Source organism: Legionella septentrionalis (genome assembly GCF_003989745.1).
In the GTDB taxonomy this organism is placed as follows: domain Bacteria; phylum Pseudomonadota; class Gammaproteobacteria; order Legionellales; family Legionellaceae; genus Legionella_A; species Legionella_A septentrionalis.
Genome location: NZ_RZGS01000027.1, coordinates 21,389 through 33,702, shown reverse-complemented (window position 1 = coordinate 33,702; position 12,314 = coordinate 21,389). Strand labels below are relative to the sequence as shown.

Below are 12,314 nucleotides of genomic sequence, written 5' to 3'. Positions count from 1 at the left end.
CTCTCAATTTGATTTGGATAAAATTGCCAGAGAATTAAATGAAAGACCGCGGAAAACATTGAACTTTCTAGCTCCGGCGGATAAATTGAGCGAGGTGTTGCAATGATCGATTGAATTTGCCGCGGCGTACTTCGCAAGGGAACTCGAGTGAAGTACGGTTTTATCAAAGAATTTAGCAATCAATTTTCTGTAGCCATAATGTGCGCGTTATTTGATGTTAGCCGCAGTGGATACTATTCCTTTGTAAAAAGACCTGAGAGTAAGAGGCAATTGGCTAATAAGGAGCTGGATTCAAAGATTAAGTCTATTTATAACCAACATAAAAAACGGTATGTGGTCCCCAGGATCACTCGTGTATTACAAAGCCAAAATGAACCCTGTAGCCACACTCGAGTTGCAAGAAGAATGCAGGCAATGGGGTTGGCAGCGCTTGCTAAAAAGAAATTTAAAGTCACTACGGACTCTGAGCATAATCTACCTATCTATAAAAATCATTTAGGGCGTGATTTTTCATCCACCGCTATCAATCAAAAATGGGCGTGCGATATTACCTATATTCGTACCCAGGAAGGATGGCTATACCTTGCAGTAGTAATCGATTTATACTCGCGTGCTGTAATAGGTTGGTCTATGGATAAGCGCATGAAAAAAAATTTAGTATGTGACGCGCTCTCCATGGCTTTATTTAGGCGTAAATTTCCTAAAGAGGTTATCGTTCATTCTGATCGCGGCAGCCAATATTGTTCACTCCAATATCAACAATTACTCAAGCAGAATCGGCTTATTGGCAGTATGAGTAGAAAAGGGAACTGCTGGGATAATGCGATTGCTGAAAGTTTTTTTCATACGCTAAAAGTGGAGTTAATTCACAACTAGGGCTATCAAACGAGGGAACAAGCTAAGCTTAGCGTATTTCAATACATTGAGGGCTATTTTAATCAGCAAAGAATGCATTCTGCCCTTGACTATAAGGCGCCATTTGAGTTCGAATGTGCAGGGTAATTTCAGAGAGTGGTGTCCACTAATTCGCGGTAAGATTAATGTAATAATGTTGTGATTACCGCAATCGTTAATCATGTTGATCAAGACGAAGCTGGCGGACTTGGTAGTACGGTAATAACAATGGATTTAATTCACTTTATTCAACAAACAGATCCAACAACGCAGTGCTCAAAAAGTTTGAGGTCAAACAAACCAAAGGATATCCGTCATTTAGATCAACTTATTCCGAAGCAATTACAATGATCGCTTTAACTGATTTAAAAAAAGTAATTTTATCTATTGACCTTACCGTTACGTCAACGCTTATCGTGTGTCTTGTCAGTTAGAAGAGATCAAAATGGCATACACGATTAATCAATTGGCTAGGCTTTCAGGGGTCAGTACACGCACGCTGCGCTTCTATGATGAAATTGCTTTGTTAAAGCCTGCTTACTATGGTGACAATCAATATCGTTATTACAACGAAGAGCAGTTGCTTATGTTACAGCAGATTTTATTTTTTCGTGAGCTTGGTTTTCCTCTAAATGATATCCAACGGATTATGAGTAGTGATGATTTTGATAAAATAGAATCATTAATAAGGCATAAATCCGCTTTGGAATCTAGTCTTGAACGAACGGCAACGCTCATCAAGACGATTGATAAAACCATTTCACACTTAAGAGGAAAAATAATCATGCGTGACGCAGAAATGTATGATGGCTTCGATCCCATCAAACAACAAGAACACGAAAAGTATATGCTCGACACAGGTGTTATCTCACAAAAACAAATCGATGATAGTTGGGCACGTGTTTCTCACTGGAAAAAATCAAATTGGGAGCAATTTAAAAATTCGGGTGAAAAACTCAATCTTGAACTAACCAATGCATTAAAACAGGGACTTAAGTCAGACTCCAATGAGGTACAAGCATTAATTCAGGAGCATTACGATTGGGTTAATAATTTTTGGACACCAACAAAGGAAACCTATTTAGGACTTGGAAAAATGTACTTAGACCATCCAGATTTTCGATTATTTTATAATAAATATCACCCTGATTTGGTTGATTATTTGGTAGCAGCTATGACAATTTTTGCTGAACGTAAGCTATCGTGATCATCTTGCCCTACTGATGGAAACACCAATAGGGCACTATTTACCTGGGTAATTATTATCAATACTAAAATTTGCTCTACTAAGTCTACTATTCCGTTAAACGATGGAAGAACACTTGGATATGCTGAATTTGGCGATCCAAAAGGGGAGGTGGTTTTTTATTTTCATGGACTTCCAGGTTCTAGACTTGAAGCTGGGCATTGGCAAAATAGTGCATGTTTAAATCATTATCGATTAATTGGTATTGATAGACCGGGAATGGGTTTATCTTCTAAACATCCAACGCGCACTATTCTTTCATGGGCTGATGATGTTGAAGCTCTTGCCGATTACTTAAATATTCATAAATTTTCTATTATAGGTCACTCTGGCGGTGCTCCTTTTGTTGCAGGATGTGGGTACAAAATACCTCATCGGCTAAATAAAATAGCAATTGTCTCAGGTATGGCACCGTTTGAAATACCTGAGGCTACTGCAAGCCTAGAGCGAGGACAGCGGTTTATAAATAATATGATTAGAGCAGCTCCCCCACTTGCTACCGCCATGGTAAAGCTTATGTCTATGATGCTGAAAAAACCGGGAATACTGAAAAAAATGACAAGTAAAATGTCGGAGGTAGATCAGCGTATTTTAAGGTAACCCAGAAGCTGGTGATTTATTTATCCAATCATCATTAGAGGCTTTTAAAGGTGGTATTACAGGCGTATCTCAAGAAATTCAATTAACCCTTAAGCCTTGGGGGTTTGATCCAAGCAATATAAAATGTCCGGTCATTATTTGGCAAGGTAGATTAGATAAACAAGCCCCCTTAGCTCATGCCAATCTTTATGCGAAATTAATCCCTAACGCCACACTAAAAGTTTTGGATCAGGAAGGACATATTTCATTGCTTATTAATCATGGCGAAGAAATTTTGCGCAGCGTTTGCGTTTAACTTGTTATGTATTTGATTGAGCACTACTAAGTAAAATTATCCATCCTGGTTATAAGTGACAATCGTGATAATAGTGACGTACAAAAAAACACTTTTATTTATCATATGGTTAAGATTGTATGCCGCCTTTAATTTTATCCTCGCTCTGGGCTTTGCTAAATTTTTGAACTAATATATGAGTATAAATCATTCAAGGAAGAACCATGGAAAAATATAGAGTTTTTGAATACGCAGATAATTTTGCCAGTTGTCCAAAGTTTCCGAATACTGTTTGTTATAGAACAATAATAGCTTTGGGATTTTTGCACTATTTCATTAATATTAGGGCTAATAATGAAGCTTCTAGCCAAACTTTACAAGAAATTGATAATTTTGTTTCAGCGGTGACTTCAGATACCCCTTTCATGTATGAGCTATACAATAATGACAATTACTTTTTAGAGTTCTATCCGGTACCAATGAAAAATGACCAATATGGTTTCCTTTATGTTGATCATACTCACTCATGTTATCCCTTGGTATTATATCCTGAAGAATTTAAACAAAATAAATCTAGGGCGTGTTTTTAAAGTTTCAGCCACACTATAATACTTACTACCGTTAGCGCTCCTAGAAACATGGCTGCTGTTTTGTCATAACGGGTAGCAATTCTCCTAAAGCTTTTGACTCGATTAAAATAACGCTCAACATAATTACGCTCTGTGTATATATGGATCATGCTCTATAGGGATGATGCGATTCTTTTTGGATGGGATGACGGCGGTGATTCCTCTATTTGTTAACTCTTCGCGAAATTCGTTGCCATCATAGGCCTTATCGGCTAATAAATACTCTGATAGTTCATCACCCAGCAAGTCTTTTGCTGTTTTAATCTTACTGTCTTGTCCTGGTGTTAAAATAAAACTCAAAGGTAATCCAAAAGAATCAACCTTGGCGCGCCAGTCCTGATGATCCAGCAACTGCTCGATAAATAATCGATCATTTTCACCATGACGGCCTTTGGGGGTTGGCAATAATTGTTCTAGTTTATTCCACATCGCATCATCAATGACAAATCGTGACATTCAGTTACTCCATTTTTACGATGGAGCCTTTTTATCAAATCTTTAACTTTTTGAAAAACTTTAAAAACACGCCCTAGAGCAAGTGGCTTTTTTCAGGCTGCCAAAGATATTGGTTTAGAAAAAGGTCGGATTATCAGTTTAATTGATAAATATTCAAATATTCCTTCAGGATATTGAAAGTGAGGAGCAACACTTTAAAAACTTCCATAATGACTTGCATGAGTTTATTCATGTTGATAGAAATACATTGGATTCGCTCAAGAAAGTGATTGTATAGATACTTTCAGGAACGTTTAGAGGAACGTTTTTGAAAATTTGAGTTTGATAATTTCGAGCTATGACGCCACAACCCTTATGTGGTGTGGCTCCCCGGGACGGGCTCGAACCGCCGACCTAATGATTAACAGTCATCCGCTCTACCGACTGAGCTACCGGGGAATTGAAGCGGAATCTTAAATGGATTCCGCTTGCGGGTCAAGGGTTCTAACTAAATATTTATAGCAGATTATTGTTCTGCGAAGCGCTGCAATCTGTCCATGGCGTCGCGCAGAATTTGCATGCTGGTGGCGAAAGAAATGCGGATGCAGCCTTCGTTGCCGAAAGCGGAGCCTGGGACTAAGGCCACGCCTACATCATTTAATAAACGATCGGCAAATTCAATATCATTGGCAAAACCGCGGCGCTCGATGATTTGTTGTACGCTTGGGAAGATATAAAAAGTGCCATCGGCGGGAATTACTTCAATGCCTGGAATATCGCGCAGGCGCTGCGCTACATAATCGTGACGCTCGCGAAAGGCTCTGACCATCTCATGCACGGTTTCCTCTCCGCCATTGAGCGCTGCGGTAGCTGCACGCTGGGCAATGGAGCAGGGGTTAGATGTTGATTGGGATTGCACCGTTTTCATGGCTGAAATCAGCGGGGCGGGGCCGCCTGCATAACCGATGCGCCAGCCGGTCATGGCATAAGCCTTGGAGACGCCGTTTAATACGATCGTGCGTTCATATAATTCAGGGCATGCGTTTAAAATATTAACAAACGGTTGTGACCAAATGATGTGTTCATACATGTCATCCGTAGCAATTAATATTTGCGGATGCCGTTTCAGCACCTCGGCTAATGCTTTTAATTCTGCATAAGTATATGCAATTCCTGAGGGGTTGGACGGGCTGTTAATAAACAGCAATTTTGTCTTTGCAGTAATGGCTTTTTCCAGTTGTTCGGCATTAATTTTGTAATGCTGGGCGGGGGTGGTGGCAATGATGACGGGCTTGCCGCCTGCCAGTAAAACGATGTCGGGGTAAGAAACCCAGTAAGGGGCCGGAATGATGACTTCATCGCCTTCATTGATGAGTGCTTGACATAAATTATAAATACTTTGTTTGCCGCCCACTGAGACTAAGATTTGATTAAGTTGATAATCAAGGCCGTTGTCGCGTTTAAATTTGGCTTGTATGGCTTGTTTGAGTTCAGGAATGCCATCCACGGCAGTGTATTTGGTAAAACCGGCTTCAATCGCTGCCATTGCAGCATCTTTGATATGGCGCGGCGTGTCAAAGTCGGGTTCGCCTGTACCAAGGCCGATAACATCCAGTCCCTGCGCCTGCATTTGCGCGGCTTTGGCGGCTACCGCCAGGGTAGGGGATGGTTTGACTTGCTTGATGCGATCAGCGAGCGCAATATTCATTATAAACTCCTAGTCTATACTTATTTTAAACTCGATAAGATGTAGCCATTTTCAACAGTTCTCGATTGTATTCTTTCATTGAGTAAATTTTGAATCCTGAAGTGCTGAGGCGATCATCCATAAAAATTCATGTTATAGTTCGCGTTATGAAAAAAGCATTTAAAATTCATTCAAATTTCCAACCAGCCGGCGATCAACCAGCGGCCATCGCTTCATTGGTCGATGGCATACATTCCGGCCTGGCCCGCCAAACATTGCTAGGCGTGACCGGTTCAGGAAAAACGTTCACCATCGCGCACGTGATCCAAGCCATCCAAAGGCCGACGTTAATCATGGCACCCAATAAAACTTTGGCGGCGCAATTATACGGGGAGTTTAAAACGTTTTTCCCCGATAACGCGGTGGAGTATTTTGTCTCTTACTATGATTATTATCAGCCGGAAGCATACGTGCCTTCTTCTGACACATTTATTGAAAAAGACGCTTCCATAAATGAACACATCGAGCAAATGCGCCTCTCTGCGACCAAAGCTTTGATTGAGCGCAAAGATGCCATCATCGTCGCCACGGTATCCGCTATTTACGGCTTGGGTGATCCCGATTCTTACTTGCGTATGGTATTACATCTGTCGCGCAAAGAACAATGTAATCAACGCAAAATATTAAGGCGGCTTGCCGAGATGCAATATGTACGCAGCCAGCAATCGCTAAGCCGCGGACAATTTCGCGTGCATGGCGATGTCATCGATATTTTCCCCGCGGATGCAGAAAAAGATGCGGTACGCATCGGGTTATTTGACGATGAAGTGGAAAATATTGCCACATTTGACCCTCTTACTGGCGAAGTATTGCAACGTTTACCACGCGTCACCATTTTCCCAAAAACTCATTATGTCACGCCGCGGGAGCGCATTCTGCAAACGATAGATCAAGTTAAGGAAGAACTTAAAGAGCGTATTGCGGAATTAACTGCGCAAAATCGCTTGCTTGAAGCACAACGCCTGGAGCAGCGCACCAATTTTGATGTGGAAATGATGCTGGAATTGGGATATTGCTCAGGAATTGAAAATTATTCACGGTATTTATCCGGCCGGCAAACCGGTGAACCGCCCCCCACTCTATTTGATTATTTGCCAAGAGATGCATTATTAATCATCGATGAATCGCACGTCACCATTCCGCAAATTGGGGGAATGTACCGTGGTGATCGCGCCCGCAAGGAAACTTTGGTCGAATATGGATTCAGGCTGCCTTCGGCACTGGATAATCGGCCCATGCGTTTTGAAGAATTCATTGAACGCTCCCCGCAAACCATTTACATCTCAGCCACCCCCGGTCCCTATGAACAAGAACAAGCGGATAATGTGGCAGAGCAAGTGGTGCGTCCCACGGGTTTGGTCGACCCGCAGGTGGAAATTCGCCCGGTAACCAATCAAGTGGATGATTTATTGTCCGAGATCCGCAGAGTAGTTGTATCGGGAGAACGGGTTCTGGTAACCACGTTGACGAAGCGCATGGCAGAAGATTTGACGGAATATTTGCATGAGCATGGTATCCGCGTTCGTTATTTGCATGCCGATATCGATACCGTAGAGCGCGTGGAGATTATCCGTGATTTAAGGTTGGGCGAGTTTGACGTGCTGGTTGGTATTAACTTGCTGCGCGAAGGTTTAGATATGCCTGAAGTTTCTTTGGTAGCCATCTTGGACGCGGACAAGGAAGGTTTTTTACGTTCCGATCGTTCTTTAATTCAAACCATAGGTCGGGCGGCAAGAAATGTGAATGGAAAAGCCATCCTTTATGCGGATCGCATGACAGGCTCCATGCAACGGGCTTTGGATGAAACTGAGCGCCGCCGCGATAAGCAAACTGCATTTAATCTTGAACATGGGATTACGCCGCAAGGGATCCGTAAATCGGTGACGGACATCATGGAGCGCCCCCATTTAAATCCGCACCGTAGCCGGGTAGCCGAGAAAAAAGCTGCTTACGCAGTGCTGCCGCCGGATGAGTTGATGAGCCGCATACAAAGTTTGGAGAAAAAGATGTATGCACATGCCAAGAATATGGAATTTGAGCAAGCGGCCATGATACGTGATGAATTACTTGCATTAAAAGAGCAGCTTAAATCATAAACTTCCACTCAGGCAGTGGCATGCCTAAATTTTGATAAGCAGCCAGGGCGGGCGTGACTGGGCTTAAGGCGCAGGAAAATGCCTAAAGGGGCGTTAGCAGCGTTCCCTGCTAAAGGCAGGGAACAGGTTCGGTTTTACAACCAGTATACAAATACGAACAGGAACAACCAGACAACGTCTACAAAGTGCCAATACCAAGCGGCTGCTTCGAAGGCAAAATGACGCTCTGGCGTAAAATGACCGCGTAAGGAGCGGGCAAGAATTACGATCAACATGATGGTTCCCACGGTAACGTGTAAACCATGGAAGCCGGTGAGCATAAAAAAGGTAGTGCCATAAATCCCAGCATCCAGGGTCAGGTTCATTTCCGTATAAGCTTCATGGTATTCATATGCTTGCAGGAATAAGAAGATGAGCCCCAAGGCAATGGTGCAAATTAGCCCGATTTCCAATTGGCGGCGTTTGTTGAGTTTTAAAGCCCAGTGCGCCCAGGTAATGGTTGCGCCGGAAGTTAAAAGGATTAAGGTATTAAGCGCTGCCAGGCCCCAAGCTCCCATGCCTTCGTGAGCGCCTACATACATTTGGTTGTTGGGATTAACTAACAATGGCCATGTGGCTTTGAAATCTGACCAGAGGGTGATATGCGTAATGGGGTGCATTTCCCCGCCCAGTAACGGCACAGACCAGAAACGGGCAAAAAACAAAGCACCGAAAAATGCCGCAAAAAAGCAGACTTCGGAAAAAATAAACCAGCTCATTGCCCAACGGAAGGAGCGGTCCACTTGTAAATCGTAAAGACCTTTTTCATTCTCATAAATGACTTGGCCAAACCAGCCAAACATCATAAATACCACGATGAGCAAGCCTAGAAAAAAGATATAAGGCCCATACCAATTATCATGCAACCAGCAACCGGCACCCACTAACATGGTTGTTAAACCGATTGAACCTACCAAGGGCCAATAACTTGGTTTAGGGACATAATATGTACCATGGTCTCCCATAATGGTTGTTTCTCCTGTTTTTCTATCGCTTCGCGCGATCAGTTACGTCAAATAAAGTATACGCCAAGGTAATTGTTTTTATCTTGGCCGGTAAATCGCTGTCTATGTGAAAAAGCAAAGGCATATCCATTGCTTCATGCCCATTCAGGGTTTGTTGCGTAAAGCAAAAACATTCCGTTTTTTTTAGATATTTTGCAGCAATACCGGGGGTAACGCTGGGAATGGCTTGCACTGTCATGCGGTGGGGGGTTTTATTTTCCGCATAAAATGCGAGCTTCGCAATTTCTCCCGGGTGAACTTTTATCTGTTGCACCTTGGGATAAAATGCCCATGGCACGCCGCTGTTATTGGTTGCTACAAATTGCACCAGCACGTCGCGGTCATGGCTTATTTTGGTGTTTGCATCATAAGCCAGAGCTTCAGGGTTGGTTTTGCCGTTAATGTTTAATGCCTTGCACAAGCTGTTATAAATTGGCACCAGGGCAAATCCGAAACCGAACATGCCCAACACAACCGCAACTAATGTTATCAACAATTTATTGTGACTTTTTACTGCCATAGTCAAACTCAATGGATCTCGGGTGGTACCGTAAAACTGTGGTATGGGGGTGGAGAAGATAAAGTCCACTCAAGACCATGTGCTCCTTCCCATACCTTGGCATCCACTTTTCTGCCACGTCCGCGCACAGTTTGAATCACGTTATACAAGAATATTAACTGCGAAAATCCAAAGATAAATGCGCCCACCGTTGCAATCATATTAAAATTGGTGAACTGCAAGGCATAATCAGGAATGCGGCGTGGCATGCCTGCCAATCCCAGGAAGTGCATTGGGAAAAACAGCACATTCACGGAAATAACGGATAACCAGAAGTGCCATTTGCCCAGGCGCTCACTGTACATGTGCCCGGTCCACTTGGGTAGCCAATAGTAGATAGCAGCTAACAGGGAGAATATAACCCCAGGCACCAGCACATAATGAAAATGCCCCACCACGAAATAAGTATCCTGGTATTGATAATCTGCCGGCACCAGAGCAAGCATCAAGCCGGTGAAACCGCCAATGGTAAACAAGAATACAAAGGCGATGGCAAACAGCATGGGCGTTTCAAAGGTCATGGCACCTTTGAACATGGTGCTTACCCAGTTGAATACCTTAATTCCCGTGGGGACAGCAATCAGCATCGTTGCATACATGAAAAATAATTCCGCACCTAATGCAATGCCAGTGGTGAACATGTGATGCGCCCATACGATAAAGGATAAAAGGGCGATGCTTACGGTTGCATAAACCATAAAATGATAGCCAAACAATGGCTTGCGGCTGAAGGTTGGAATGATTTCCGAGATGACGCCAAAAGCCGGTAAAACCAATACATACACTTCCGGGTGACCGAAGAACCAGAAAATGTGTTGGAATAAAATGGGGTCACCGCCCCCAGCTGCTTCAAAAAAGCTGGTGCCAAAATGACGATCAGCCAGCATCATGGTTACGGCTCCAGCCAGCACGGGCATAATGGCAATCAACAAAAAGGCAGTAATAAGCCAGGTCCAGGCGAACATCGGCATTTTCATCAATGTCATGCCGGGTGCGCGCATATTCAATATGGTGGCAATGATGTTAATCGACCCCATAATTGAAGAAAGCCCCATCATGTGCACGGAAAAAATCATAAAATCCGTACTGGGTGGCGCAAATTTTGTGGACAGTGGCGCATACATGGTCCAGCCGAAGTTTGGGCCACCACCGCTGTGAAACATCGTTGAAGCCAACAGGGCGAATGCAAAGGGCAGAATCCAGAAGCTCCAGTTGTTCAAGCGCGGCAGCGCCATATCGGGGGCGCCAATCATCATCGGAATTTGCCAGTTTGCCAAGCCAGTGAATGCAGGCATAACGACGCCAAATAACATGATTAAGCCATGCAGGGTGGTCATTTGGTTAAAAAAGTTAGGATCAACGAATAAATGACCCGGCTGAAATAATTCAGCACGTATGATCAAAGCCATGCCGCCGCCCACAAAAAAGCTTATCATGGAAAGCCACAAATATAAGGTTCCTATGTCTTTATGGTTGGTTGTAAATAACCAGCGTTTTACAAAGCCGATGACTCCCCGGCCTTGTTCTGGACCGTGGTGTTCATGATCTGCTTCATGGACTATTACTTGGCTCATTGTAAACCTCCAGCTTGAGCTTTTTTCACCATTGTGGGTTGTTGATTCTCACCTTGTCTTGTTTTCGCAACATCAGCCGGTTGCACCAAGTCATTGGTATTATTTTCCCAGGCATTGCGTTCGTAAGTGACAATGGCTGCAATTTCCTCGTCGGTTAATTGATCTTTATAGGCTTGCATCGCAGTACCCGGAACGCCATTCAGTACAATGCCGATATGCCTTGCGATGGGTCTGCCCACGGCTACCGAACTGCCTTTTAACGCTGGGAACATAGGCGGCAAGCCTTTCCCGTCGGCTTTATGGCATGCAGCGCAAACGGCGTCATACTTTTCTTTACCCATGGTCATTAACTCGGCACGGGTCATCATTTTTTGCTCGACAGTTTTGCCACCGTCGGCAGCATAAGGATCAGATGCTTTGGTTTGCTGATTGACCCACTGGGTAAATTCTTCATCACTGACTGCCTGTACGACGATGGGCATGTAAGCGTGATTTATGCCGCAAAGCTCGGCACACTGGCCGCGATAGATACCGGGTTTTTCAATACGTGCCCAGGCTTCATGCATAAAACCCGGAATGGCATCGCGTTTTACTCCCAGCTCAGGGACCCACCAAGAATGAATGACATCATTTGAAGTGACCAGAAAACGGATCTTTTTGTGAACTGGAACAACCAGAGGTTTATCAACTTCCAGCAAATACCATTGTCCCTTGGGCTGTTCGTTCTGAATTTGCGCAAATGGGGTAGACAGATTGCTAAAAAAACTGATGCCTTGATCCAGATATTGATACTGCCATTTCCACTGATAGCCAACAATTTTAATGGTGACATCTGAATCCGTATTATCTTCAAGTTTCAATAACACTTTCGTAGCAGGTATAGCCAAACCAATTAAAATTAAAAAGGGGATAATGGTCCAGACAATTTCCAGACGGGTATTGTCATGGAAAGTAGCCGGGATGTAGCCGCGCGATTTACGGTGGTGGAGCAAAGCGTAAAACATCACCCCAAATACAACGACGCCGATGATGGCACAAATCACGATAGCAATCATATGCAAATTGTACATATCATGACTCAAGGGTGTTACCCCTTTATACATATTCATCTGCCAGTTATCCGCAGCGGCAAACACCGGGTGTGCAATAACCGATGTAAGCAGTAAGACGACAAATTTGCAGATGTTCAACCTCTTTAGCATTCCCGACCCTCTTCT

At 43.5% G+C, this 12,314-nt stretch carries 12 protein-coding genes, 1 tRNA gene and 1 pseudogene; 6 read left to right on the top strand and 8 right to left on the bottom strand.

Features of this window, described 5'->3' with window-relative positions:
- Positions 1 to 114 precede the first annotated feature (114 nt).
- The 5 genes and pseudogenes from ELY11_RS09115 (at position 115) to ELY11_RS09090 (ending at position 3,604) form a co-directional block, all read left to right on the top strand.
- Positions 115 to 876, top strand: a complete 762-nt coding sequence (locus ELY11_RS09115) for an IS3 family transposase (protein WP_127033195.1) — start codon at positions 115 to 117, stop codon at positions 874 to 876.
- A gap of 15 nt (positions 877 to 891) precedes the next feature.
- Positions 892 to 1,002, top strand: a pseudogene (locus tag ELY11_RS12815) (IS3 family transposase); the annotation flags it as partial.
- A 337-nt stretch (positions 1,003 to 1,339) separates the two neighbouring features.
- Positions 1,340 to 2,101 carry a MerR family transcriptional regulator gene (locus tag ELY11_RS09105; protein WP_127033193.1) on the top strand — a complete coding sequence of 254 codons (762 nt, stop codon included), beginning with the start codon at positions 1,340 to 1,342 and terminating at the stop codon, positions 2,099 to 2,101.
- Positions 2,102 to 2,251: 150 nt separating this feature from the next.
- A complete protein-coding gene (locus ELY11_RS09100) occupies positions 2,252 to 2,740 on the top strand; it encodes an alpha/beta fold hydrolase (RefSeq protein ID WP_158615188.1) in 489 nt (162 codons plus the stop codon).
- 498 nt (positions 2,741 to 3,238) lie between these two features.
- Positions 3,239 to 3,604, top strand: a complete 366-nt coding sequence (locus ELY11_RS09090) for a hypothetical protein (RefSeq protein ID WP_127033190.1) — start codon at positions 3,239 to 3,241, stop codon at positions 3,602 to 3,604.
- Here the strand turns inward: ELY11_RS09090 and ELY11_RS12810 are convergent.
- The 4 genes from ELY11_RS12810 to ELY11_RS09070 form a co-directional block, all read right to left on the bottom strand.
- Positions 3,601 to 3,753 carry a transposase gene (locus tag ELY11_RS12810; RefSeq protein WP_127033188.1) on the bottom strand — a complete coding sequence of 51 codons (153 nt, stop codon included), beginning with the start codon at positions 3,751 to 3,753 and terminating at the stop codon, positions 3,601 to 3,603. The two genes, ELY11_RS09090 and ELY11_RS12810, sit on opposite strands and share 4 nt — an antisense overlap.
- Positions 3,728 to 4,099: a transposase gene (locus ELY11_RS09080; protein ID WP_127033186.1), complete on the bottom strand. Its 372-nt coding sequence runs from the start codon at positions 4,097 to 4,099 to the stop codon at positions 3,728 to 3,730. The genes ELY11_RS12810 and ELY11_RS09080 overlap by 26 nt, the downstream gene beginning before the upstream one ends.
- Positions 4,100 to 4,461: 362 nt before the next feature.
- Positions 4,462 to 4,537 (bottom strand) — tRNA-Asn (locus tag ELY11_RS09075).
- Between the two features lie 67 nt (positions 4,538 to 4,604).
- Positions 4,605 to 5,786 carry a pyridoxal phosphate-dependent aminotransferase gene (locus ELY11_RS09070; RefSeq protein WP_127033184.1) on the bottom strand — a complete coding sequence of 394 codons (1,182 nt, stop codon included), beginning with the start codon at positions 5,784 to 5,786 and terminating at the stop codon, positions 4,605 to 4,607.
- Positions 5,787 to 5,932: 146 nt separating this feature from the next.
- Here ELY11_RS09070 and uvrB point away from each other — a divergent pair, with 146 nt between their 5' ends.
- Positions 5,933 to 7,921 carry an excinuclease ABC subunit UvrB gene (gene uvrB / locus ELY11_RS09065; RefSeq protein ID WP_127033182.1) on the top strand — a complete coding sequence of 663 codons (1,989 nt, stop codon included), beginning with the start codon at positions 5,933 to 5,935 and terminating at the stop codon, positions 7,919 to 7,921.
- A gap of 134 nt (positions 7,922 to 8,055) precedes the next feature.
- Here the strand turns inward: uvrB and ELY11_RS09060 are convergent, their stop codons facing one another.
- Genes ELY11_RS09060 through coxB form a run of 4 tightly spaced genes read right to left on the bottom strand, consistent with a single transcriptional unit; the run spans position 8,056 to position 12,299 of the window.
- Positions 8,056 to 8,925, bottom strand: a complete 870-nt coding sequence (locus ELY11_RS09060) for a cytochrome c oxidase subunit 3 (protein ID WP_126954528.1) — start codon at positions 8,923 to 8,925, stop codon at positions 8,056 to 8,058.
- Positions 8,926 to 8,947: 22 nt separating this feature from the next.
- Positions 8,948 to 9,484: a cytochrome c oxidase assembly protein gene (locus ELY11_RS09055; RefSeq protein WP_126954527.1), complete on the bottom strand. Its 537-nt coding sequence runs from the start codon at positions 9,482 to 9,484 to the stop codon at positions 8,948 to 8,950.
- Positions 9,485 to 9,492: 8 nt separating this feature from the next.
- A complete protein-coding gene (gene ctaD, locus ELY11_RS09050; protein ID WP_126954526.1) occupies positions 9,493 to 11,097 on the bottom strand; it encodes a cytochrome c oxidase subunit I in 1,605 nt (534 codons plus the stop codon).
- Positions 11,094 to 12,299 carry a cytochrome c oxidase subunit II gene (gene coxB, locus ELY11_RS09045; RefSeq protein WP_127033180.1) on the bottom strand — a complete coding sequence of 402 codons (1,206 nt, stop codon included), beginning with the start codon at positions 12,297 to 12,299 and terminating at the stop codon, positions 11,094 to 11,096. Before coxB ends, ctaD begins: the two co-directional genes overlap by 4 nt.
- Between the last annotated feature and the right edge of the window lie 15 nt (positions 12,300 to 12,314).